This is a genomic window from Caulobacter flavus, from assembly GCF_003722335.1.
Lineage (GTDB): Bacteria > Pseudomonadota > Alphaproteobacteria > Caulobacterales > Caulobacteraceae > Caulobacter > Caulobacter flavus.
On record NZ_CP026100.1, the window covers coordinates 19,006 to 40,479 of the forward strand.

At 68.4% G+C, this 21,474-nt stretch carries 25 protein-coding genes; 15 read left to right on the top strand and 10 right to left on the bottom strand.

Going from position 1 to position 21,474, the window contains the following annotated elements; all coding sequences use genetic code 11:
• Nucleotides 1-61 precede the first annotated feature (61 nt).
• Together C1707_RS00110 and bfr are read left to right on the top strand one after the other, a co-directional pair.
• Nucleotides 62-247, top strand: a complete 186-nt coding sequence (locus C1707_RS00110) for a (2Fe-2S)-binding protein (protein ID WP_058349592.1) — start codon at nucleotides 62-64, stop codon at nucleotides 245-247.
• 152 nt (nucleotides 248-399) lie between these two features.
• Entirely contained in the window at nucleotides 400-882 is a 483-nt protein-coding gene (gene bfr / locus C1707_RS00115) for a bacterioferritin (RefSeq protein ID WP_058349593.1), read from the top strand.
• Nucleotides 883-942: 60 nt separating this feature from the next.
• On the opposite strand, the gene fixK is transcribed toward bfr, so the two are convergent.
• Nucleotides 943-1,581, bottom strand: coding sequence for a transcriptional regulator FixK (fixK, locus tag C1707_RS00120; protein ID WP_101715309.1), 639 nt, complete (start codon nucleotides 1,579-1,581; stop codon nucleotides 943-945).
• Between the two features lie 173 nt (nucleotides 1,582-1,754).
• Here fixK and C1707_RS00125 point away from each other — a divergent pair, with 173 nt between their 5' ends.
• Nucleotides 1,755-2,090, top strand: coding sequence for a hypothetical protein (locus C1707_RS00125; RefSeq protein WP_101715310.1), 336 nt, complete (start codon nucleotides 1,755-1,757; stop codon nucleotides 2,088-2,090).
• Nucleotides 2,091-2,239: 149 nt separating this feature from the next.
• On the opposite strand, the gene C1707_RS00130 is transcribed toward C1707_RS00125, so the two are convergent.
• The 7 genes from C1707_RS00130 to C1707_RS00160 form a co-directional block, all read right to left on the bottom strand.
• Complete coding sequence (locus tag C1707_RS00130; RefSeq protein WP_101715311.1) at nucleotides 2,240-2,662, bottom strand: lysozyme inhibitor LprI family protein; 423 nt, start codon at nucleotides 2,660-2,662, stop codon at nucleotides 2,240-2,242.
• 65 nt (nucleotides 2,663-2,727) lie between these two features.
• Nucleotides 2,728-2,943, bottom strand: a complete 216-nt coding sequence (locus C1707_RS00135; RefSeq protein WP_101715312.1) for a hypothetical protein — start codon at nucleotides 2,941-2,943, stop codon at nucleotides 2,728-2,730.
• Nucleotides 2,891-3,541 carry an RNA polymerase sigma factor gene (locus C1707_RS00140; protein WP_101715313.1) on the bottom strand — a complete coding sequence of 217 codons (651 nt, stop codon included), beginning with the start codon at nucleotides 3,539-3,541 and terminating at the stop codon, nucleotides 2,891-2,893. The genes C1707_RS00135 and C1707_RS00140 overlap by 53 nt, the downstream gene beginning before the upstream one ends.
• 130 nt (nucleotides 3,542-3,671) lie before the next feature.
• Nucleotides 3,672-4,046 carry a flagellar protein FliS gene (locus tag C1707_RS00145; RefSeq protein WP_058349598.1) on the bottom strand — a complete coding sequence of 125 codons (375 nt, stop codon included), beginning with the start codon at nucleotides 4,044-4,046 and terminating at the stop codon, nucleotides 3,672-3,674.
• Complete coding sequence (fliD, locus tag C1707_RS00150) at nucleotides 4,033-5,721, bottom strand: flagellar filament capping protein FliD (protein ID WP_101715314.1); 1,689 nt, start codon at nucleotides 5,719-5,721, stop codon at nucleotides 4,033-4,035. Before fliD ends, C1707_RS00145 begins: the two co-directional genes overlap by 14 nt.
• A 93-nt stretch (nucleotides 5,722-5,814) precedes the next feature.
• The gene (locus tag C1707_RS00155; protein WP_101715315.1) at nucleotides 5,815-6,645 is read right to left on the bottom strand and encodes a flagellin; all 831 of its coding nucleotides are present in this window, start codon (nucleotides 6,643-6,645) and stop codon (nucleotides 5,815-5,817) included.
• A 121-nt stretch (nucleotides 6,646-6,766) separates the two neighbouring features.
• Complete coding sequence (locus C1707_RS00160) at nucleotides 6,767-7,135, bottom strand: antibiotic biosynthesis monooxygenase family protein (protein WP_101715316.1); 369 nt, start codon at nucleotides 7,133-7,135, stop codon at nucleotides 6,767-6,769.
• 128 nt (nucleotides 7,136-7,263) lie between these two features.
• Here C1707_RS00160 and C1707_RS00165 point away from each other — a divergent pair, with 128 nt between their 5' ends.
• The 8 genes from C1707_RS00165 (at nucleotide 7,264) to C1707_RS00200 (ending at nucleotide 15,415) form a co-directional block, all read left to right on the top strand.
• Complete coding sequence (locus C1707_RS00165; protein ID WP_240633828.1) at nucleotides 7,264-8,157, top strand: LysR family transcriptional regulator; 894 nt, start codon at nucleotides 7,264-7,266, stop codon at nucleotides 8,155-8,157.
• Between the two features lie 130 nt (nucleotides 8,158-8,287).
• Nucleotides 8,288-8,569, top strand: a complete 282-nt coding sequence (locus C1707_RS00170; protein WP_101715318.1) for a flagellar hook assembly protein FlgD — start codon at nucleotides 8,288-8,290, stop codon at nucleotides 8,567-8,569.
• Between the two features lie 11 nt (nucleotides 8,570-8,580).
• A complete protein-coding gene (flgE, locus tag C1707_RS00175; RefSeq protein WP_101715319.1) occupies nucleotides 8,581-9,858 on the top strand; it encodes a flagellar hook protein FlgE in 1,278 nt (425 codons plus the stop codon).
• 5 nt (nucleotides 9,859-9,863) lie between these two features.
• The gene (locus C1707_RS00180) at nucleotides 9,864-10,190 is read left to right on the top strand and encodes a hypothetical protein (protein ID WP_145998484.1); all 327 of its coding nucleotides are present in this window, start codon (nucleotides 9,864-9,866) and stop codon (nucleotides 10,188-10,190) included.
• 4 nt (nucleotides 10,191-10,194) lie between these two features.
• On the top strand, nucleotides 10,195-11,922 hold the full coding sequence (flgK, locus tag C1707_RS00185; RefSeq protein ID WP_101715321.1) for a flagellar hook-associated protein FlgK: 1,728 nt from the start codon (nucleotides 10,195-10,197) through the stop codon (nucleotides 11,920-11,922).
• Between the two features lie 2 nt (nucleotides 11,923-11,924).
• Nucleotides 11,925-12,821, top strand: a complete 897-nt coding sequence (locus C1707_RS00190; protein WP_101715322.1) for a flagellin — start codon at nucleotides 11,925-11,927, stop codon at nucleotides 12,819-12,821.
• A gap of 374 nt (nucleotides 12,822-13,195) precedes the next feature.
• Nucleotides 13,196-14,065 carry an intradiol ring-cleavage dioxygenase gene (locus C1707_RS00195; RefSeq protein ID WP_101715323.1) on the top strand — a complete coding sequence of 290 codons (870 nt, stop codon included), beginning with the start codon at nucleotides 13,196-13,198 and terminating at the stop codon, nucleotides 14,063-14,065.
• Between the two features lie 207 nt (nucleotides 14,066-14,272).
• A complete protein-coding gene (locus C1707_RS00200) occupies nucleotides 14,273-15,415 on the top strand; it encodes a DUF3089 domain-containing protein (RefSeq protein ID WP_101715324.1) in 1,143 nt (380 codons plus the stop codon).
• A 122-nt stretch (nucleotides 15,416-15,537) separates the two neighbouring features.
• On the opposite strand, the gene C1707_RS00210 is transcribed toward C1707_RS00200, so the two are convergent.
• On the bottom strand, nucleotides 15,538-15,717 hold the full coding sequence (locus C1707_RS00210) for a DUF1328 family protein (protein ID WP_058346966.1): 180 nt from the start codon (nucleotides 15,715-15,717) through the stop codon (nucleotides 15,538-15,540).
• A gap of 110 nt (nucleotides 15,718-15,827) precedes the next feature.
• On the opposite strand from C1707_RS00210, the gene cobT reads away from it, so the two are divergent.
• Both cobT and C1707_RS00220 read left to right on the top strand, forming a co-directional pair.
• Nucleotides 15,828-17,756, top strand: coding sequence for a cobaltochelatase subunit CobT (gene cobT, locus C1707_RS00215; protein WP_101715325.1), 1,929 nt, complete (start codon nucleotides 15,828-15,830; stop codon nucleotides 17,754-17,756).
• Nucleotides 17,753-18,823, top strand: a complete 1,071-nt coding sequence (locus C1707_RS00220) for an esterase-like activity of phytase family protein (RefSeq protein WP_101715326.1) — start codon at nucleotides 17,753-17,755, stop codon at nucleotides 18,821-18,823. Before cobT ends, C1707_RS00220 begins: the two co-directional genes overlap by 4 nt.
• Here the strand turns inward: C1707_RS00220 and C1707_RS00225 are convergent.
• Nucleotides 18,820-19,839 (bottom strand): chymotrypsin family serine protease, encoded by a 1,020-nt coding sequence (locus C1707_RS00225; protein ID WP_101715327.1) that lies wholly within the window; start codon nucleotides 19,837-19,839, stop codon nucleotides 18,820-18,822. The genes C1707_RS00220 and C1707_RS00225 overlap by 4 nt on opposite strands.
• 592 nt (nucleotides 19,840-20,431) lie before the next feature.
• Between C1707_RS00225 and C1707_RS00230 the strand changes: the two genes are divergently transcribed.
• Nucleotides 20,432-20,743 (top strand): hypothetical protein, encoded by a 312-nt coding sequence (locus C1707_RS00230; RefSeq protein ID WP_058346490.1) that lies wholly within the window; start codon nucleotides 20,432-20,434, stop codon nucleotides 20,741-20,743.
• Nucleotides 20,744-21,032: 289 nt separating this feature from the next.
• Entirely contained in the window at nucleotides 21,033-21,335 is a 303-nt protein-coding gene (locus tag C1707_RS00235; RefSeq protein WP_058346489.1) for a hypothetical protein, read from the top strand.
• Nucleotides 21,336-21,474 lie beyond the last annotated feature (139 nt).

The window sequence follows — 21,474 nt, forward strand, 5'->3', positions numbered from 1 at the left end:
TTGCAAACCGGTGGAAAACTGTTAGATGAGAATGACAATCATTCGGTAGGGCGTTCTTTCCTTGTACGTCTGCAATTGCAACGGCATCCGCCAGCGTGAAGTCCGGGCCGCGATCGACGCGGGGGCGACTCGTCCGGCCGAGATTTTCCGCCACAAGGGCTGCCAGGCCCAGTGCGCCAAGTGCGTCTGCGAGATGCGCCAGATGATTCAGGAAGCCCAGGAAGCTCTGGCCTACGCCGCCGAGTAAGGCTTCCTGCGACGCAAAGTCGACGATTTCAGGTTACCGCGAAGCACTCTCACGCTTTTCTGTGAGGCTGCGAGACACTTGCACACATTACTGTTGAAGGGCTGAAAAAGCCGACTAAGGGTGCGGGCGAACTCGAACCTTAGGAGGCCGCCATGCAAGGCGATCCCGGCGTTATCCGCGTCCTGAACGCTGTGCTCACCAACGAGCTGACGGCCGTCAACCAGTACTTCCTGCACGCCCGCATGCACGACAACTGGGGCTTCAAGCGCCTCGGCCAGATCGTCTATCAGGAATCGATCGGCGAGATGAAGCACGCCGACAAGCTGATCAACCGCATCCTCTTCCTGGAGGGCCTGCCCAACCTGCAGGACCTGCACAAGCTGAAGATCGGCGAGACCGTGCCCGAGTGCCTGGCCGCCGACCTGTCGATCGAGCTGTTCAACCGCGAACTGCTGGTCCCGGGCATCGTCCAGTGCGAGCAGGCCCGCGACTACATCAGCCGCGAGCTGCTGCGCGAGATCCTCAACGACACCGAGGAGCACATCGACTACCTCGAAACCCAGCTGTCGCTGATCAAGTCGCTGGGCGAGCAGAACTACCTGCAGAGCGCCATGGGCGAACTGCCGGCGGCCTAAACGGCCGCGACGACCGAAGACTTCGGACGGCCTCCCCGCCCTCGCGGGGAGGCCGCTTTGCTATTCGCAGAGCGCTTCCAGCGCCTCGCGGTCGAGCAGTTCGACGTGGCGCACGGTCGGCAGGGCGATCAGCCCCTCCTGCAGGAAGCCCGTCAGGGTGCGCGACACCGTCTCGATGGTCAGGCCCAGATAGTCGGCCATGTCCTGACGGCTCATCGGCAGGTCGAAGGCGGCCTCGCCGGTGCGGTCGGCCAGCAACAGCAGAAGGCCCGCCACCCGCTCGCAGGCGCTGCGGCGGCCCAGCATCAGCACGTGGTCCTGGCTGCGCTGCAGGCCCGAGATGGTCAGCTGGTAGAGCTGGCGGGCGACCTCGCCGTTGCGGGCGGCCAGGTCGCTGAGCGCCCGGCGGCGCACGATGCGGACCGTGACCTCGCTCACCGCCTCGGCCGTGGTGCGGCGCACCTCGCCGGCCTCGAAGCCGAAGGTCTCGCCGGCGAAGTGGAAGGCGTCGATCTGGCGGCGGCCGTCGCGCAGCAGCCGGCCCGTGCGCACCGTGCCCTCGACCAGTTCGTAGACGTGGTCGGCGCTGTCGCCCTCGGCGAAGATCTCCTCGCCGGCCGCGTAGCGGATGACGCTGGCGGCGGCGACCGGCAGGGCCGGCTGGGCGAAGGCGGGTTCGAAACGGAGGGGCGACAGCATCAAACGGCTCCCGAAGGCATGAGACGAGAAACGCCGCCCCAACGCCGGCACATTCCCCCTACTCTTCGTGCGGGTAAATTCGGGTGCGCCGCATAAGGGGTTCTGCGTAGGCGCCGCGCGGGGACCGGTTATGGTCGCCCTAGTTCCCGCTCCAGCCCTGATGGAGACCGCCGATGAAGACGCTTCGGATCCTGGCCGCGCTGGCCTGCCTCGCCGCGACCCCGGCCGTCGCCGACGGCCCGCCCAAGCCGGCCGAAGAGCCGAAATCCGAGGCCCGCACCTTCCCCTATGACGACGGCGTGGTGGAACTGCTGATCATCGGCCCGGCCGCCAGGCTGCTCTACGACCGCCTGCCCGGCAAGGGCAAAACCCAGGCCTGCGGCGCCAGCGGCCTGCACAAGGGCGACGGCCAGATCACCTGCTCCAAGGAAGGCGGCGAGTACGCCTGCCGGGTCTGGCTCGATGCCAAGAAGCAGACGCTGGCTCAGCCTGAGAGCGACGACTGCTGAGGGCGCTTCGCCTCACCTTCCAAATTCCGTCATCCCGGAAAGCGCGCAGCGCTTATCCGGGACCCAGGGGCCAAGCGCGGTGAGGCGGCTCCTGGGTCCCGGCTCTACGGTCCGCTGCGCGCACCTTCGGCCGGGATGACGACAAAGGCCTACCGCTTACCCTTCACCATCCGCTCCAGCTCCACCGCCCGCACGGTCGTTATGCTGAGGTGGCAGCCGCTGACGTTGAGCATGTCGATGGTGCCGCCGGTCAGGTCTTCCTGGCACTCGGCGTCGCGGCGCTTGATCCAGGCGCGCTGGGCGGTGCGCAGCTTGGCCTGCTCGGCCTTTGAGCGCTTGGCCATCGCGGCCTTGTAGGCACGGTTGAGGCGGGCGTCCTGCTTGGCCAGTTCCTCGTGGGTGCAGCCGGCCATGGCCACCGTCACGCCCTTGATCGCATCGCCGCTGTTCAGACAGCGATCGTACGCGGGCGTGTATTCCTTCTCGGGATCGATCTTCGGCGCCCGCGCCTGGGCGGGGGCGGCCGCCAGGGCCAGCAGCATCAGGCCGGGGGCCAGTCGTCGAAGCAGCATGCGGATCCTCGCTTTCGACGGCGAGCATGGCCCGCCGATCACGACGGCTTCAAGGCGCGGTTCAATCAGAGGTTCCGGCCGATCCGGTCGGCTAGCGCCGACAGGTCGCCGCCGGCGTCGTCGAACACGTTCATGTCCTCGGCCGTGATCCGCGCGAACAGGTCCTGCGCCGCTTCCGAGGTCGTCAGCAGGTCGAGCGCCGCCTCGGCCTCGCCTTCGGGCCAGCGGTCAAGCCGTGCGCCCAGCGCCTTCAGGCGCGCTTCGAACTGTTTCAGGTCCATAGCCACAGATCTTCTTCTGCCTCTGGAGTCTCGTCTTCAAGGTCTGCCGGCCCCGTTTGAGGAGCGAGCGGACCGCCTGTTCCGAACAGCCCATGGCGTCGGCGATTCTACCGACCTCGAGCTCTTCGAAATAGAACAAAGTCAAAGCCTGGCGCTGGGCGGCCGGCAGCTTGCCCATGGCCTGCTGCAGGGTCACCGCGACTTCCGAGCGCTCGAGGCTGGCCAGGGCGTCGGCCTGGACCGGCCCCCGGACCTCGGCGTCGGCCAGGCGAGTGATCACCTCCTGGCTCTCCGGCACGGCCTTGCGGACGCGCCGGCGGTCGATCGCCTTGTTGACCGCGATGCGGTGCAGCCAGGTCGAGAACCGCGCCTCGGGCGTCCAGCGCTCGCGGGCCCGCCAGGCGGCAATAAATGCCTCCTGCGCCGCGTCCTCGGCCTCCTGCACGTCGCCCAGGACGTTCAGGGCCAGCCGCCGGACCATCCGCAGGTGCCGGTCGACCAGCACCCGGAACGCCAGCTGGTCGCCCTGCCGGCAGGCCAGGAACAGGTCCTCGTCCGACCGCGCATCCGCCAGCCCGAACTCGCCCGCCGCAGTCATCGCTGAATTTGCCATGGCGATTACTCGCCTCCATCGCTGTATCGCAATGGGATCGGCAAACAACATGCCACATATCAGATAACTACAACACTGAATTCACCTGATACAAAAGCAATACGCAAAAACATTTCTATTTTTCAGAACGAAGTTCTTTACAGAACGGGCGCAACAAGTCGAGTACGATTTGATACGAATTCGACACATCTTTGCGCCGACTGGCGCGAACCATGCTGTCGAGCACGTACTGGTAGAAGCTGCGCAACGTCTTGCCGTCCGGTCCGGCGGCCGAGAAATCCAGGCTCGTCGACAGAACGGTGAGGATCTGCGTCGCCCGCATGGCGTGTCGGCACATTTGATCCAGCCGCCCCTGCTCGTGGGCGAATTTTGCCGAGCCGATGGCCCGGTAGAGCTCCTCGTGCACCGAGGCCAGCACGTCGCGCGGGCTGGCGGTGAGGCGGCTCGAGGCCGCGTAGGCGCTGAACGCCTGGCTATTAGTCGTCGTCATCGCTGCTGGCTCCGAGGATGGCCTTGATCTGCTCTTGAAGGATCTGGGCGGCGTAGAGCTGCGTCTCCATCGCCGAGTACTTCGCGATCAGCTTGGTGCGGTAGGTCTCCGCGTTGTCGCGGATGGTCTCCGACTGCTCGGTCAGGTCGCTGTTGACCGTGTCGAGGGTGTTGATGCGCTGCTGGATGACGCCGGTCGTGGTGTTGGCGTAGTCGCCCATCAGGCTGGTGATCAGGTTGGCGAAGCCCTGGGTGATCTCCACCGAGATCGTGCCGCTGGTCGCGTTGGCCAGGGCGAAGGACAGCCCCTCGTAGATCGTGCCGCTGGCGCCGACGATCCGACTGCCCGAGATCGTGAACAGGCTGCTGTCGCCGCCGACCGACACGCTTGAGATCGCCCCGTCGGTGACGGTCACGTCCAGGTCGAAGTCGAACGACAGGGTGGTGTCGTTCTTCAGGAGCTTGAGGTTGCTGTCGCTGGCCTCGAAGCTGGTCTCGAAGAAGGCCGCGACGCTGGACAGGTCGGTCAGCAGCAGGTTGTCGAGCGAGGTCTCGTCCGACAGCTCCAGCTGGTTGGCGCTGTTGAGCGTGATGCCCAGGGCCGACAGGTCGGTCAGCTCGTCGTCCGAGCCCGCGTCGCCGCCCAGGAGCGCGTTGAGCTGGCGATTGACGTCGCGCAGTATGCCGTCGGCGAACAGCACGGCGTCGTCGGCCACCACCCCGCCCGAACCCACCGTCTGGTTGGTCACCACGAAGGCGCGCAAGGCGTTGTAGGCGTCGATGAAGTCGGTGATCGCCGTCTTGATGTCGTCGTAGTTGGCCTCGATGTCGAGGGTGATGGTCTGGCCCGAGGTGGCCTGCAGCAACGAGATCGACAGGCCGGGAACGACGTCGGTCAGCTCGTTGCCGTCGCTCTCGATCTCGACCCCGTCGATGGTGACGATCGAGGGCTGGGCGGCCTGCAGCACGTTGGCGAAGGCGCCGCTGGCGTCCGTCAATCCCAGCGATTGGCCGACGTCGTCGCCCGAGACCGAGGTCATGGCGATCTGCTGGTTGGTGTCGCTGGTCGACATGACGAGCCGCGTGCCCGTCGAGCTGGTGATCAGGGTGGCCGTGACGCCGGTGGTCGCGGTCTTGGCGTTGATCGCCGCGGCGACGTCGCTGACCGTCATGGTCGAGGTGACGGTGATCTCGGCGGCGGTCCCGCCGTCGACGCCGATCGACACCACGCCCGCCAGGCCCAGCGCCGTGCCGGCGGTCTGGGCGGTGGACGTCACCTTCATGGCCTTGGCCAGCTGGGTGACGGTGATCTCGTAGGAGGCGGCCACCGCGTCGCTGTCGGCGTCGACCGCGATCACCGAGGTGGCGTCCGTGCCGTCAGAAGCGGTGAGGTAGGCGCTCTTCTCGTCGAAGGCGTTGGTGGTGGCGGTCACCGAGCTGTAGGTCGTGGCCGCCAGCGAGGTCATGGAATCCGAGATCGCCTGCAGCAGCGTCTGCAGCGACTGGTACGAGGCGATCTTGGTCTCGTTGGCCGTGACCTTGGCGTCGATCGTGTCGGCGCGGGCGGTCTTCTGGGCGACGGCCGCCTCGATCAGGGAGTCGGTGTCGAGGCCCGAGATCGTGCCCGTCAGATAGGTCGTCGAGCCCGAGGTCGAGACGGTGCTGGTCGTCGTCATGGCGATGTCCGGAAAGTCGGCGGGAGGACCATGGCCCTCCCGCCCAGTCTGCAGGACGACGCGGGCAAGCCCGCGCCTTCACGGCTGAGCCGACTACTGCAGCAACTTCAGAAGCGACTGGCTCATCGAGTTGGCCTGGCTGAGGGCCGAAATCGCTGCGCTGGTCAGGGTCTGAGCGTTGGTGAAGTTGGTCTGCTCTGCGGCGATGTCCACGTCGGTGATCGCCGACGCCGCCGACTCCAGGTTCTCGAGCGACGTGGAGATCACGTCGCCGCGGAACTCGAAGCGCGACAGGGTGGCGCCGACGTCGGCCCGCATCTTCGAGACCGCCGTGATCGCCGCGTCGATCTCGTCCATCGCGGCGACGGCGTCGCTGGTCGAGGAGATCGAGGTGACGGTCAGGGCCAGGCCCGTGGTGTTCGCCGTACCCAGCTCGACCTTGATGACATCGGTGCTGGACGTGCCGACCATGAAATCGACGCCCGTGCCCTCGGTGTAGTTGCTGTCACCGTTGAGCAGCGAGACGCCGTTGAAGGTCGTCGTCTCGGCGATGTCGTTGATTTCCTCGGTCAGCTGTTCGTACTCGGCGCTGATGTACGACAGGTCGGCAGTGCTCGACGTCCCCGACTGGGCCTGGGCCGTCAGGGAGTTCATGCGCTGCAGGATGTCGGCGATGTTCGACAGGGCGCCGTCAGCGGTGTTCAGCACCGAAGTGCCGCTGGTCACGTTGGTGGCGGCCTGGTTGAGCACGGTGATGTCGGCGTTCATGGACGTCGCGATGGCGAGGCCGGAGGCGTCGTCCTTCGCGCTGACGATCCGCGAGCCGCTCGACAGCTTCGCCAGGGATTCGCTCTGCGCCGCCGAATTGTTGTTCAGGTAGCGCAGGGCGGTGTTGGCGGCCGTGTTGGTGGAGATAACAGGCATGTTCTAGTCCGGTTCTCTGTCTGGAGTCCGCCCGGGGGAGAGTCCGGTCGGGAAGCTGTCCGCCGTTCTGACGGCCTGGCTTCGACGGGTTGAACGGGACGTCCGCCGACGATGGGGCGGATTATTTTTCGGCGACGGCCTGGGGCAGGATCAGGTCGGTCACGCGGTAGATGTGGAACTCGTTGGTCGAGACCTCGGCCAGCCGGCCCCACTTATCCACGAACACCGGGTCGGAGAAGAACTCGCCGACATTGCCCTCGTCGGCGATGGCCTCGATGTTCACGACGGTCAGGCCGTCGGTGCTCTTGGCCAGGTTGCTCCACAGGAAGCCGGGCTTTCCGGCCGCCAGGCGCACGACGTCCTGAATGATGTCGAAGGCGTCGTCCTGGCGTCCGGGTTGGGCGTGGATGACGTTGACGACGAACACGGTCGGCGCGGCCCCCGCGACGAAGGTGACGGGCGGCTGGGTCGAAACAGGCGATACAGACATCTTGTGAGCATCCGAAGACGCGGCCGGACTTGACCGCGACAAGGCGGATAGTCCTGGGCCGTCGGCGGAAAAATACGCTATCGATCTCGTCTGAGCGGACAATTCTGTCCTGAATGGAGCATCGATCCGTGGACAGCCTGGGCGCCTTCAACGTCTTCGTCCAGGTCACCGAGACCCGCAGCTTCGCGGGCGCGGCCGCCAGGCTCGGGATCTCGCCGTCGGCGGTGGGCAAGGCCGTCGCCAGGCTGGAGGCCCGGCTGGGCGTCAGGCTCTTTCAGCGCAGCACGCGCAGCATCGCCCTGACGGCCGAGGGCGGACTGCTGCTCGACCGCTGCAGGCGCATCTTCGCCGAGGTCGAGGCCCTGACCGGAGAGCTTTCGGCCTCGCGGGCCATGCCCCGCGGCAAGCTGCGGGTCAGCTTCCCCCTGGTCGGCATGCTGCTGATGCCCACCCTGTCGAATTTCATGCGGGCCTATCCCGACATCGAGCTCGACCTGGACTTCACCGACCGCATCGTCGACGTCATCGAGGAGGGGTTCGACGCCGTCGTCCGCACGGGCGAGATTTCGGACTCCCGCCTGATGACGCGATCGCTGGGGGCGTTCGAGCATCGGGTGGTCGGCGCGCCGGACTATTTCCAGCGCCATGCGCCGCCCGAGACCCCCGAAGACCTGCGCGCCCACGCCTGCCTGCACCACCGCTACCCGTCGACGGGAAAGCTGGAGCGCTGGCCGCTCTATCGCGACGGCGCCTTCGTCGGACACGACCTGCCGGTCGCCGTGACGGCCAGCACCCTGGAGCCGCTGATCTATCTGGCCGAACAGGGCCAGGGCCTGACCTGCGTGCCGCTCTTCGCCATCCGCCAGCAGCTGAGGGCCGGAACCCTGGTGTCGGTGCTGGACCCGTTCCTGCAGAGCACGGGCGTGATGCGGGTCGTCTGGCCGTCCAACCGCCAGCTGACGCCCAAGGTCCGGGCTTTCGTCGACTTCATGTCGGCCGAGCTTCCGATCTCCGACACCTGAGGACGGGCGCGGCGAACAGGAAGACCGCCCGCCCCCGAAAATAATCCGCCCCATCCGGCGCGGAGCCTCCGTTGAACCCGTCGATCGGCGCCCAGAGCGACCGGACCGACTTCACCGGAGGGCTTTCTCCATGACCACCGTCTCCTCGGCGACGAGCACCAGCACGACGAGCGCCGCCAGCTCGTCCGGCACGCTGCAGCTGGGCACCACCGACTTCCTGCAGCTGCTGATGACGCAGCTGACCAACCAGAACCCGCTGGATCCGACCGATCCGACCGAGTTCACCAGCCAGCTGGCGACCTACTCGTCGCTCGAGCAGCAGATCAGCATGAACGACACGCTGACGACGATGTCGGACAACATGTCGTCGCTGCTGACCCAGGTTCAGCTGCTCGCCTCGGCCTCGGAATAGGGGCGGCGACCATGAGCCTGTCCTCGGCCCTCTCGACCGCCGTCTCCGGCCTGACCGCCCAGAGCATCGCCCTGTCGGCGATCTCGGAGAACATCGCCAACGCCTCGACCACCGCCTACAAGACCACGGAGGTCTCGTTCCAGTCTCTGGTCAGCGGCGCGATGGGCTCGACCACCTCGACCAGCTCCGTGGTGGCCAAGACCAGCCAGGCGCTGAACGTCACCGGCGCCATCTCCTCGACCAGCGTGGCGACCAACATCGCCATCGACGGCTCGGGCTACTTCGTGGTCGCGGCCAACGCCGGCGACACCGGCAGCGACCTCGTCTACAGCCGCAACGGCAGCTTCTCGACGGACGCCGACGGCTATCTGGTCAATAGCGAAGGCTATTACCTGATGGGCTTCGCCACCGACTCCGACGGCAACGTCCTGGCCTCGAACACCAGCGACCTGACCAGCCTGTCGGCGATCAACCTCGACTCGATCAGCGGCACGGCCAAGGCCACCTCGACGGTCAGCATGGCCGCCAACCTGCCGGCCGACGCCACGACCGGCCAGAGCTTCGACACCAGCATGGAGGTCATCGACTCCCTGGGCGTCAGCCACACGGTCGGCCAGACCTGGACCAAGACCGGCGACAACACCTGGTCGCTGACCCTGTCGGACCCGGTCCTGACCAAGGACGGCACGACCACCTCGGGCACGATCAGCCCCAGCACGGTCACGGTGACCTTCAATTCCGACGGCAGCCTGGCCACGACCGACCCGTCGCCGGTCGACATCAGCATCACGGGCCTGTCCACCGGCGCGGCCGACAGCGCCATCGTGCTCGACCTCGGCGCGGCCGGCGGCACCGACGGCCTGACGCAGTACGCCTCGACCTCCTCGACCTTGTCGATCAGCCCGACCTTCGAGCAGGACGGCGCCAACTACGGCGAGCTGTCGGGGATCACCATCGACGAGAGCGGCCTGGTCACGGCCAATTTCGACAACGGGGTCAGCCTGGCGATCTACCAGATCCCGGTCGCCACCTTCAGCAACCCCAACGGCCTGACCCACGTCTCGGGCACGGTCTACGACGAGAACACCGCCGCCGGGCAGGTGCACCTGAACCTGCCCGGCGAGGGCAACGCCGGCAGCCTGGTGGCCAGCGCGCTGGAAGGCTCGACCACCGACACGGCGACCGAGTTCAACAAGATGATCATCGCCCAGCAGGCCTATTCGGCCGCTTCGCAGGTGATCAGCGCCTCGAGCGACATGTTCGACACCCTGATCCAGGCGGTCCGGTGAGCGTCATGGGCACCATCGAACGCCTCCACGCCCGCGCCCAGAAGGCCCGTCGCGATCCGGCCACGCCCGTCGTCTCGTCGGTCGAGGAAGCCCGGGCCCTGGCCCGCAGCATCGCCGAGGGCCTGTCGGCCCTGTCGGACGACCAGCGCCTGCTCATGCTGTCGAACCTGCACGAGGTGCAGGCGACCCTCGAGGACCGCATGGCGAGCCTGGAGACCGAGATGGCGCGGGAGCGCGTGCGCATCCAGGCCGTCAATCGCGGCCTGGACGCCCAGGCCAGCTATCGCAGCGGGGTGCTGTCGCTGCGCGACCACCGCCGCCGCAAGGACTGACGCCATGTCGCTGTCGTCGATCATCAGCTCGGCCTCGTCGGCCCTGTCGACCGCCCAGATGCAGATCGCGGTGGCCAACGCCAACGTGGCCAACGCCGACGACCTGACCTACACCAAGAAGACGGTCAGCACGACGGCGACCACGGCCCTCAATTCGGCCTCCAGCGCCACCGTCCAGCGGGCGGCCGACACCTACCTGGCCAAGACCGTGGTCAAGACCGCCGCGGCCTCCGGCTACGCCTCGACGATCGACGCCTACATGCAGTCCTACGACGCCGCGCTCGGCTCGGTGGACAGCGGCGACGATCTCTCCAGCCTGCTCGACGCCTTCTCCAGCGCGCTCACCGCCCTGTCGGCCAGCGCCGACAGCGACACGGCCAAGGCCGCGACCGTCTCGGCCGCCTCGGCCCTGGCGGCGGGGATCAGCGGGCTGTCGGCCTCGATCCAGGACCTGCGCACCCAGGCCAACACCGAGATCGCCACGAGCGTCGACACCATCAACTCGACGCTGTCGACCCTGTCCTCGCTGAACGACCAGATCGTCTCGATCACCGCCCAGGGCGGCGACGTCACCGCCCTGCAGGACCAGCGCGACGCGGCCCTGACCACCCTGTCGGGCCTGATCGGGGTCAGCAGCTACACCACCTCCGACAATCGGCTGGTGGTCTACACCACCGGCGGCGACCAGCTCCTGGGCACGACGGCGGCCAAGCTGTCCTACACCGCCTCCAGCGCCCTCTCCTCGACCAGCGTCTATCCGACCTCGATCGCCGGGATCACGCTGAACGGCAAGGACATCACCGCAAGCCTCGACTCCGGCCAGCTGGGCGCCCTGGTCACCCTGCGCGACACGACCCTGACCGGCGCGCAGGCCGAGCTCGACGCCCTGGCCTCGACGCTGATCGACCAGGTCAACGCCATCGCCAACGCCGGCTCGGCCGTGCCCGCGCCGAACGCCCTGACCAGCGCCTCGACGGTTTCGAGCACGGACGCCTTCTCGGCGACCGGCACGCTGCGGGTGGCCGTGGTCGATTCCAGCGGTTCGACGGTCTCGACCCAGGACATCGACCTGTCGGCCTATTCCACCCTGGCCGACTTGGTCAGCGCGCTCGACGCCATGGACGGCCTGTCGGCCAGCATCGGCTCGGACGGCAAGCTGTCGATCACCGCCGACGACGGCGCAGGCGGCGTCGCCCTGGCCGATGTCGGCGCGAAGGTCGGCGCGTCCTCGCAGGGCTTCTCCGACTATTTCGGCTTCAACGACCTGTTCTCCGGCTCCACCGCCGCCGACATCGCCGTGTCCTCGAAACTGTCGGGCGACTACAGCCTGCTGGCCACCGCCGCCCTCGACACCACCTCGACCCTGGCGGCCGGCGACCGGGCCCTGTCGACCTCCGACAGCACGACGGTCGACAAGCTGTCGGCGATGCTGTCGGGCGCGCTGAGCTTCTCCGCCGCCGGGGACCAGGCCGCCAAGACCGTCACCCTGTCGTCCTATGCCTCGAGCTTCGTTTCGGGCGCGGCCACCCTGGTGTCGAACGCCTCGTCCAGCGCCGCCAGCGCCCTCTCCGCCTACGAGGCGGCGACCACGCGCCTGCAGAACGCCACCGCCGTCAATGTCGACGAGGAACTGGCGCTGCTGACCACCTACCAGTCGCAGTACGAGGCCAACGCCCAGCTCGTCTCGATGGTGCAGGAGCTGTTCGACACCCTGATCCAGATGGTGAACTGACCATGATCAGCCGCATCGCCACCTTCGGTCACTCGACGACCATGCTGGCCGCCAGCCTCAAGGTGCAGGCCAAGCTGGCCGACCAGCAGGCCCAGACGGCCTCGGGCCTGAAGTCCACCTCGTACGGGGGCCTGGGCAGCAACACCGGCAGCCTGCTGCGCCGGTCCAGCCAGAGCAGCGCGCTGACCGCCGAGAACGCCGCCGCCCAGACCGCCACCGCCTACGTCAACGCCGCCTATTCGGCGCTGGGCGACATCGCCGACCTGGCCACCACCATCAAGACCCAGCTGGCCTCGATGATCTCCAGCACGACGATCGACTCGGCCACCACCGCCCAGTACGCGACCAACTGGCTCAATGACCTGCAGGCCCTGCTCAACAGCACCTCGGGCGGGACCTACCTGTTCTCGGGCACGGCGGGCGACACGGCCGCCGCCGACTTCGGAGACGCCGACTGGGACGCCTCGGCCGGAGCCGACGCCGACTACTACCAGGGCGCGTCCAGCACGCGCAGCTTCACCACCACGGACGGCCAGACCATCGACCTGTCGGTGTCGGGCGGCTCGGCCGCGTTCGAGAAGCTGGCCCGCGCCCTTTCCATGATCATCGCCTCGCCCGACGACAGCAGCGTCGTCTCGGCCGCCTACGACCTGGCCGGCGAGGCCCTGACCGGCGTCGGCTCGCTGCAGGAGCAGGTGTCGATACAGGCCTCCACCCTCGACCGCCTGATCGAGCGCAACGAAGCCAAGATCGAGAGCATCGACACCCTGGCCTCCAACCTCAAGGACGCCGACCTGGCGCAGACGGCGGTGCTCGCCACCCAGTACGAGACCCAGCTGGAAGCCATGTACTCGATGATCTCGACGCTCTCCTCGCTGAGTTTAAGCAAGTATCTGTAGGGGGAACCTCCCCCTCTGGGGGATCGTTGCATAATGGGGTAAAACGAGAACGACTTTCCCCTTTTGATTCCGAACTGTTCTCGAACGGATTCTGGTCTGTTCTTCGACGTTCCGAATTTCGCAACAGTCCCCCTCTGGGGGAGGCGGCCGAAGGCCGGTGGGGGGCCGGTTTCAGCTTCCGAGATCTCGGCCGATTTCCCGCTCACTCCCCCACCGATCGCTTCGCGATCACCTCCCCCAGAGGGGGAGGATCGCGATCGTCATTGCAAACCCGCAAGACCTCGACATACGCCGGCAGGACAGCCCGGCCACAAGGGCGGCCCGCCTGATCGGAGTCTCGATGCCCTCGCCCGTTTCCCCCCAGCCGCCGCGGCTTGCTGGCCCTGGCCGGCGCCGCGCCCTTCGCCGCCATCGCCGCCTCGGCCCGTCCGGTCGCCGCCGCCGAAAACGTCTGCGCCCTGACGCCCCAGGTCACGCAGGGGCCCTACTGGTTCGATCCCAAGCTCGACCGCGCAGACATCACCGAGGGCAAGAAGGGCGCGCCGGTCACCGTGGCCCTGACCGTCGTCGACGGCGCCTGCCGTCCGCTGAAAGGCGCTCGGGTCGACATCTGGCACTGCGACGCGCAGGGGATCTATTCCGGCTACGAGGGCCAGGGCGACGACCACGCGACCGCCGCCAAGGGGCAGACCTTCCTGCGAGGGGCCCAGATCACCGACGCCGCCGGCAAGGTCGCCTTCAAGACGATCTGGCCTGGCTGGTACGAGGGCCGCACCCCGCACATCCACATCAAGGTGCATCTGGACGCCCGCACGGCCCTGACCGCCCAGCTGTTCGTGCCCGACGCCCTGTCGGAGTTCCTCTACGAGAACGTCCCAGCCTACAGGCGGCCCCGAGCGCGCGACATGTTCAACCGCCAGGACGGCATCGCCCTGCAGGGGGGCGAGGCCATGGTGGCCAGCGTCAGGGAAGGCAAGGACGGCTACGTGCTGGCCCTGGCCCTCGGCGTCGATCCGGCCGCCGACTGGAAGGACGACGCGGGGATGGGCGGTCCGGGCGGCCCGCCGCCGAACGGCATGGGCCCGCCTCCCGGCGGCATGCCTCCCCAAGGCATGAACGGCCGCCCGCCCGGCCCGCCGCCCGGCGGCTTACCCGGCGGCCCTCCGCCCGAAGGCATGGGCCCGCCCCGCCACGAGGCGCCCACCGGCGAGGCGCGGCTGAAGGCGATCGTGCCGGGCATCTGACACCCTCCCCCTGAAGGGGGAGGTGGCCCGAAGGGCCGGAGGGGGAAGTGATTTCTGACGGCGACGCTGCCGCATGCGCCGCATTCACGTCCCCCTCAGTCGCTCCGCGACAGCTCCCCCTTCAGGGGGAGCATCTTGCGGCTTCCCCTTCTCCCTCCGCCAAGCCATCCTCCCGCCAAACGGCCGTTCGGCCACGAGGGGATGGAAATGCACAAGACGATCTGGGCCGCCCTGACGGTCTCCCTGGGATTGGCCGGGGCGGCCTGCGCCCAGCCGGCGCCGGCGGGCCCGCAACCGAAGAACGACTACAAGCAGGACGCCTCCTGGCTGTGCCGTCCCGGCCGCGCCGACGCCTGCGCCCAGGACCAGACCGCCACCATCGTCGCCGCCGACGGCGCGACCAAGGTCGAGCCGTTCAAGGTCGAGCCCAAGGCCCCGATCGACTGCTTCTACGTCTATCCCACGGTGTCGACCGACCCCGGCGGCAACAGCGACATGACCATCGACCCGGCCGAGACCATCGTCGCCGAGCAGCAGTTCGCACGCTTCGGCCAGGCCTGCCGCACCTTCGCGCCGATGTATCGTCAGGTGACCCTCGCGGCCCTGCGCCAGGTGATGCAGGGCAAGGCCTCGCCCGGCGACGAGAACCTGGCCTATGGCGACGTGCTGGACGCCTGGAAGGACTATCTGGCCCGCGACAACGGCGGCCGCGGCGTCGTCTTGATCGGCCACTCCCAGGGCTCGCGCGTGCTGCTGCGTCTGCTGGCCGAGGAGATCGACGGCAAGCCGGTGCAGAAGCAGCTGGTCTCGGCCCTGATCCTGGGCATGAACACCCCGATCGACCCGGCGACCGACGCCTATGGCTCGATCAAGATGTGCCGCCAGCCCGGCCAGACCGGCTGCATCGTCTCCTACGTGTCGTTCCGCGCCTCCAGCCCGCCGGCCGAGCCCGCCTTCTTCGGCAAGGCCACGCCGGACGGCAAGCGCGCGGCCTGCGTCAACCCGGCAGCCCTGGCTGGTGGCGAGGCGCCGCTGCACGGCTACTTCAGCGACCGCACCATCGCCGGCGCGCCCCGCAAGACGCCGTGGGTGAAGGGCAAGGACGTGACCACGACCTTCGTTTCGACGCCCGGCCTGGTGTCGGCCAAGTGCGAGACCAGCGGCCCCTACGACTACCTGGCCATCAAGGTGCACGGCGACCCGACCGACCCGCGCGTCGACGACATTCCCGGCGACCTGATGGTGCTGGGCTCGCCACTGAAGGCCTGGGGCCTGCACCTGGTGGACGTCAATCTGGCGATGGGCGACCTGGTGGCGCTGGTCGAGGCGCAGGCGAAGGGTTGGAAGTAGCAGGCAAGACCCCCTCCGGCCCTCCGGGCCACCTCCCCCAGAGGGGGAGGATCTTGGCGCTTCTGATGCTCCCCCTCTGGGGGAGCTGTCGCGGAGCGACTGAGGGGGTCTTGCCGCCCTGCCTATTTCCCCGTCACGCCCTTGAAGATCCCCATGCCCAGCACGAGGGCGACGAGGAAGATCACCAGGAACAGGAAGAACAGGATCTTGGCCACGCCCGCGGCGGCGCCGGCGATGCCGGTGAAGCCGAGCGCGCCGGCGATGATGGCGACGACGGCGAAGATCAGAGCCCATTTCAGCATGGGTAAGCTCCTTGCACTGGGCCCGCGACATGCAGGCTTCAGCGGATCAACGTCGCCTTGGCGCGCGTCGTTCCTTGTCTTCGCGGGCCCGCGCCGCTAACTCCAAAGCCATGGCCGCCAAGCCCGAGAACCCGACCGAACCCTTCAAGCGCGCCCTGGCGCACGCCGCCCGCTCGCTCGCCGAGACCCCGGACCTCGAGATCGTGTTCTCCGGCGAGTCGCCCGGCCTGGTCGGCAACCGCGCGGTGCTGCCGCATCCGCCGCGCGACCTGTCCGGTCCCGAGGCCGCCCGCCTGCGCGGCATGGCCGACCAGATCGCCCTGCGGCTGGCCCACCACGACCCGCTGACCCACGCCCGCGCCCGGCCGGCCGCGCCCGACGCCCAGGCGATCTTCGAGTCTCTGGAGCAGGCCCGTATCGAGGCCATCGGCGCCAATGCGCTCGGCGGCGTGCGCGCCAACCTGGCCACGGTGCTGGAGACCCGGCTGGAGAAGCAGGGCCTGACCCGCGCCGTCGCCTTCGACCGCAACACCGCTCCGATGGCCGAGATCCTGGGCCTGATGGTGCGCGAGCGCCTGACCGGCGACGCCCCGCCCGATGGCGCGAAAGCCCTGGTCGAGATCCTGCGCGCCGACATCGAGGGCAAGGCCGGCAAGGACCTCGACCGCCTGGCCGCCGCCGTCGACGACCAGGCCGCCTTCGCCAAGGTCACCCGCCAGATCCTGCGCGACCTCGACTTAGGCGACGACGTCAATGACGCCACCGAGTCGTCCGACGAGGACGAGGGCGACGACGACAACCCCACCGACGCCGCCGACGACGATCAGGGCGACGGCGAAGGCGAGCAGACCGACGGCTCCTCGCCGCAGGAAAGCGAGGCCTCCGACCGCGAGAGCCAGGCCGGCGACGAGGAGATCGTCCAGTCCGAACAGGAGGGCGAGCCGCAGGACAGCGACGAGAGCCCGGACATGGGCGACGGCGCCAAGCCGGCCCGCCCCGACTCGTCGGCCGACAAGGGCGGCGAGCCGGCCTACAAGGTGTTCACCACCGCCTATGACGAGGTGGTCTCGGCCGAGGAGCTCTGCGATCCCGACGAGCTGACCCGCCTGCGGGCCTATCTCGACCAGCAGCTGTCGGCCCTCTCCAGCGTCGTCTCGCGCCTGGCCAACAAGCTGCAGCGTCGCCTGCTGGCCCAGCAGAACCGCGCCTGGACCTTCGATCTCGAGGAAGGGATGCTCGACGTCGCCCGCCTGACGCGGGTGATCATCGACCCCACCGCGCCGCTGTCGTTCAAGCAAGAAGAGGACCAGGAGTTCCGCGACACCGTCGTGACCCTGCTGATCGACAATTCCGGCTCGATGCGCGGCCGCCCGATCATGGTCGCCGCCGTCTGCGCCGACATCCTGGCCCGCACGCTCGAGCGCTGCGGCGTCAAGACCGAGGTGCTGGGCTTCACCACCCGCGCCTGGAAGGGCGGGACCAGCCGCGACGAGTGGATCAAGGCCGGCAAGCCGCCCTCGCCCGGCCGCCTGAACGACCTGCGCCACATCGTCTACAAGGCCGCCGACGCGCCCTGGCGCCGGGCTCGCAAGAACCTGGGCCTGATGATGCGCGAGGGCCTGCTGAAGGAGAACATCGACGGCGAGGCCCTGATGTGGGCCCACCAGCGCGTGGTCAACCGGCCCGAAGCCCGCCGCATTCTGATGGTGATTTCCGACGGCGCGCCGGTGGACGACTCCACCCTGAGCGTCAATTCGGGCCACTATCTGGAGCGGCACTTGCGGCAGGTCATCGCCGAGATCGAGGGCAAGAGCCCGGTCGAGCTGATCGCCATCGGCATCGGCCACGACGTGACCCGCTACTACCGCCGCGCCGTCACCATCGTCGACGTCGAGCAGCTGGGCGGGGTGCTGGTCGAGCAGCTGGCCGCCCTGTTCGACGAGGAGCCGCGCACGGCCGTCCGCGCCCGCGGGCTGTTGCCGCCGCCGCCCACCGTCGTTCCGTCCGCCCCCAAGGCCGCGCGCAAGGCTTCGGCGTGATCGGACTGCGCAGCCTGCTCGTTCTGGGCCTGGCCGGCGGCATGCTGGCCCAGTGCGGCCCCAAGCCGGCCCCGCCGCCGCCCGTCGTGCTGCCCGCCGCCCCGGTGAAGGTCGGGCCCGAGATCGGCCTGACGGCGACGCCCGTGCCGCTGAACGCCGCCGACGCCAGCCAGACCGCCGTCGGCCGCTTCGTCTATGCCGGCGGCCTGCACATCACCAGCGCCGACACCAGCCGCCTGCACGGTCTGTCTGACCTGATCCTGACCGACAACAACGGCCTGGAGGCGATCACCGACGACGGCGACCGCTTCTCGGCCAAGCTCCAGCTCGACGCCAACGGCCGGCTGGTCGGCCTGACCGACGGCAAGCTGTCGCCCCTGCTGGGCGTCGACGGCGAAGGCCTGCGCGGCAAGACCGAGGGCGACGCCGAAGGGCTGACCCGCCTGCCCAGCGGCGAGCGCCTGGTCAGCTTCGAGCGTGATCACCGCATCTGGCGCTACGCCGTCGGCGCCGACGGCCAGTGGAGCCGCCCCGCCGTGGCGCCCAAGCCCGCCACCGTGTTCCCCGACAACGAGGGCATGGAGGCGATCACCGCCTATCCGGCCGCCGGTCCCGACGCCTATCTGGTCGGCGGCGAGGAGGGCGAGGCCTGGCTGTGCCGGCTGTCGAGCAACTGCCAGTCGATCGCGCCGCAGACGCCCAACGACTTCACCTGGGGCCTGTCGGGCTTCGCGGCCTTCCAGGGCAAGGCTCTGGCGACCCTGCACCGGGCCTACGACCCCGTGCGTGGCTGGCGCGCCCAGGTCCGCTTCCTGCCCGATCCGCTGCTGCCGGCGGCCAAGCAGTACCCGCTGGCCACCCTGATGCTGGACGGCCCGGTCACCCGCGACAACTTCGAGGGCGTCGCCCTGGCCGCGGGGCCCAACGGCGCCACGCGGATCTACCTGCTGTCGGACGACAACGGCGGGTCGATGAACCAGCGCACCCTACTGCTGGCCTTCGACTGGACCCCGCCGCCGCCCCAGCCCGCGCCGCCTGCCCCGCCGCCGAGGAAGAAGCGACGCTAGGCGCCGGTTCCGGTGACGATCTGGAAGTTCGCGCCCGGACCGGCGGCCGCGTTGAGCGAAGCCAGCACGGTCTCGATCCGCTGGGCGTAGGCGATACCTGTCGGTCCGACCGAAATAGCCAGCATCATGCCGACCGGCTGGAAGCTGTTATTGGTCAACAGAGCGCCATCGTCGCCGATCTCGAAAAAGTCGCGGGCGGTGTTGTTCACCGCGATGCAGTCCTGGAAGACCTGCGCCGTGCGGTTGGCGTAGCGGACGGTCATCTGAGCCGTCACGAGTTCGACCCTTCCTGTCGTCGCGCCGGTGGTGCGGCCGCTCTTGCGCACCGTCTGGCCAGGCACGACCGAGGCGTTCGGCGCAGCGATCGGGGCGAACTGGTTGTCGCCGATCAGGATCCGCGGGTCGTAGGGACCCGTTACCAGCGCCGCCGCGACGTCGGCCGGCGGTATCCCCACGGAGCCCTGCAGCGCGCCCAGGTACTTGGTCACGCCGATCTGCGCTTGCGAGGCGTCGCCGTCATGGGCCGACGGCTGCCGCACGCCCGGCCCGCCGACCGTGCCGTTGAGCGTGGGGTCGAGCACGTGTCGGCAGGAAACCAGGTAGGTCGCTCCCTGGCTGCTGGCATAGAATCCCAGCGTGCCGGCGTAGTAGGCGCCCAGGGGCGCGATGGAGACGCCGCAGGGCGGCCGGTCGTATTGCTGGAGCCAGGGCGCGTTCAAGCCCGCCACCGCCACCTGAGGGGCGACGATGTCGCCGACCTCCTCCACGTGCACCGGCAGGCCGGCCAACGACGACGGCGGCTGAATCTCGCCGGCCCGCGCCACCTGAATCACGATCGTGGGCCGCCGCGCCCCGCAGTCGCCGGCCCGCAGACCCAGGCCCACGCCGACCGCGTCCACCCTGCCCTCGGCATGGTCGCAGCGCAGGGCGTCGAAGCCATGCCAGAGCTCGTGAAACGCGCCTTCGTCGCCGACATGGCCGCCGAAACTCTGAAGATCCCTCTGATAGGTCGACATGATGACCAGCCCCCCTCGCCCCAGTTTACGCGGAGCCTCGCCGAGGCGTCGGGCGAAAGCAACGACCAAGCTCGACCTGAAATTGCGGTTCCTGCGAGCGCACCCTGAGGCCCGCCTTCGCCAGCCGTGGGATTCGCCGCCGCCAGCGGCGCGAAACGGGCGGACAACCGGCGCGACACGTTGGACGGGTGCGCTCTTCCTGCCACAGTGGGGTTTGGCGACCACGCACTCCGGACGCGCCAGGCCCGGCCGGTGGGGCCTGCCCGCCTCGCACGGCCCAGGCAAAAGGACCTTCCCGCCGATCGCCTGAAGCCGGGTCCAGCGTCGCGCGCAGCCACGCCACAAAGGGATAATTTCACCCGAAACTAACGGGTTGATAGGCGCTTATTTGCTGCGCATACTGCCTTTTGCGCACGCAACGTTCGCCGGCGTCGTAAAAAATTGACACCGGGAGCCAAAAACACGCTTGCCATGACAACGCTGTCAGATCTATCTAGTCCGTGACGGCTGAGAGCAGGCGAGATCCGAACCGGCCGTCAGAGGAACGCATCGGGAGGAGGTTGATCCCAACCCCCTTTCCGGAATGACTGAAATGCAACGTGTGTTTGTTCTGGCCGCTTCGGCCATCGCTCTCCTGAGCGCCCCCGCCGCCTTCGCCGGTGAAGTCACCGTGAAGGTCGCCGGCCGCACCACCGCCGCCGTGCACGCCGACATCGTCAAGGCCGCCACCTCGGTGTGCCAGGAAGACAACGGCTCGACCACCTACGGCGCCGACGTGCTGCCCTACTGCATCCGCGACGTGGCCCGCGCCGCCGTCGAAAAGGTCGGCAGCCCGACCCTGACCGCCTACGACAAGACCCAGTGGCGCCCGAACGGCCTGATCAAGACCGCCTCGGCCCGCTAAGCGCTACAACGCCTTAGCCCATCGGGACCAGAGCCCGCGGAGCCCCCGCTCCGCGGGCTTTTGATTGCCTGCCACGCAGCCTTTGACACCGGTAACAAGCGCGTGAAATCAATGACTTCGCCTGCCGGTTGCGCGAACATGACTGTTGATAACTGATCAACGATGAGCTAAGCCTCGTTCTCGGTGACAGAGCGGGCGAGATCCTGGACCAGTCGCCGGAGGAACGCGTCGGGAAGCGGTCGATCTGAACCGTGCGCTGCAAGCGCCGCCCGACCTGGAATCCATCCCGATGATCCGCTCCGCCGCTCTCGCTCTCTCCGCCCTGGCCCTGCTGGCCGCCGCTCCGGCCGGCGCCGCCGAAGTCCGCGTCAAGGTCGCCGGCCGCGCCGCCGCCGACGTCCGCGCCGACATCGTCAAGGCTGCCTCGACCGTCTGCTGGCAGGACGTCCGCGGCGAGTCGCTGGCCATGTACCTGTACCCGGCCTGCGTTCGCTCGTCGGTCAACGACGCCGTGGCCAAGCTCGGCGACGCCGACCTGATCGCCTACAACGCCGCCAACCCGGCCAAGCCGCTGGAAATGGCCGCCCGCTAAGCGCGCCAGCCCTTCCAAGGCTTCAAGAGCCGCCGTCGCCCCGCGACGGCGGCTTTTTGCTGGGCGCGTCCCGTCGAGCCCTCTCTTTGAGAGAGGGAACACAGAGAGAAACGCGAAAAAGCCCGCCAGGCGAACCTGG

Excerpts from the sequence above, each read along its gene's own strand:
- bfr (WP_058349593.1), top strand. The coding sequence starts at position 400 with ATGCAAGGCGATCCCGGCGTTATCCGCGTCCTGAACGCTGTGCTCACC.
- fixK (WP_101715309.1), bottom strand. The coding sequence starts at position 1,581 with ATGCTGTCGCCCCTCCGTTTCGAACCCGCCTTCGCCCAGCCGGCCCTG.
- C1707_RS00125 (WP_101715310.1), top strand. The coding sequence starts at position 1,755 with ATGAAGACGCTTCGGATCCTGGCCGCGCTGGCCTGCCTCGCCGCGACC.
- C1707_RS00130 (WP_101715311.1), bottom strand. The coding sequence starts at position 2,662 with ATGCTGCTTCGACGACTGGCCCCCGGCCTGATGCTGCTGGCCCTGGCG.
- C1707_RS00135 (WP_101715312.1), bottom strand. The coding sequence starts at position 2,943 with ATGGACCTGAAACAGTTCGAAGCGCGCCTGAAGGCGCTGGGCGCACGG.
- C1707_RS00140 (WP_101715313.1), bottom strand. The coding sequence starts at position 3,541 with ATGACTGCGGCGGGCGAGTTCGGGCTGGCGGATGCGCGGTCGGACGAG.
- C1707_RS00145 (WP_058349598.1), bottom strand. The coding sequence starts at position 4,046 with ATGACGACGACTAATAGCCAGGCGTTCAGCGCCTACGCGGCCTCGAGC.
- fliD (WP_101715314.1), bottom strand. The coding sequence starts at position 5,721 with ATGACGACGACCAGCACCGTCTCGACCTCGGGCTCGACGACCTATCTG.
- C1707_RS00155 (WP_101715315.1), bottom strand. The coding sequence starts at position 6,645 with ATGCCTGTTATCTCCACCAACACGGCCGCCAACACCGCCCTGCGCTAC.
- C1707_RS00160 (WP_101715316.1), bottom strand. The coding sequence starts at position 7,135 with ATGTCTGTATCGCCTGTTTCGACCCAGCCGCCCGTCACCTTCGTCGCG.
- C1707_RS00170 (WP_101715318.1), top strand. The coding sequence starts at position 8,288 with ATGACCACCGTCTCCTCGGCGACGAGCACCAGCACGACGAGCGCCGCC.
- flgE (WP_101715319.1), top strand. The coding sequence starts at position 8,581 with ATGAGCCTGTCCTCGGCCCTCTCGACCGCCGTCTCCGGCCTGACCGCC.
- C1707_RS00180 (WP_145998484.1), top strand. The coding sequence starts at position 9,864 with ATGGGCACCATCGAACGCCTCCACGCCCGCGCCCAGAAGGCCCGTCGC.
- flgK (WP_101715321.1), top strand. The coding sequence starts at position 10,195 with ATGTCGCTGTCGTCGATCATCAGCTCGGCCTCGTCGGCCCTGTCGACC.
- C1707_RS00190 (WP_101715322.1), top strand. The coding sequence starts at position 11,925 with ATGATCAGCCGCATCGCCACCTTCGGTCACTCGACGACCATGCTGGCC.
- C1707_RS00200 (WP_101715324.1), top strand. The coding sequence starts at position 14,273 with ATGCACAAGACGATCTGGGCCGCCCTGACGGTCTCCCTGGGATTGGCC.
- C1707_RS00210 (WP_058346966.1), bottom strand. The coding sequence starts at position 15,717 with ATGCTGAAATGGGCTCTGATCTTCGCCGTCGTCGCCATCATCGCCGGC.
- cobT (WP_101715325.1), top strand. The coding sequence starts at position 15,828 with ATGGCCGCCAAGCCCGAGAACCCGACCGAACCCTTCAAGCGCGCCCTG.
- C1707_RS00225 (WP_101715327.1), bottom strand. The coding sequence starts at position 19,839 with ATGTCGACCTATCAGAGGGATCTTCAGAGTTTCGGCGGCCATGTCGGC.
- C1707_RS00230 (WP_058346490.1), top strand. The coding sequence starts at position 20,432 with ATGCAACGTGTGTTTGTTCTGGCCGCTTCGGCCATCGCTCTCCTGAGC.
- C1707_RS00235 (WP_058346489.1), top strand. The coding sequence starts at position 21,033 with ATGATCCGCTCCGCCGCTCTCGCTCTCTCCGCCCTGGCCCTGCTGGCC.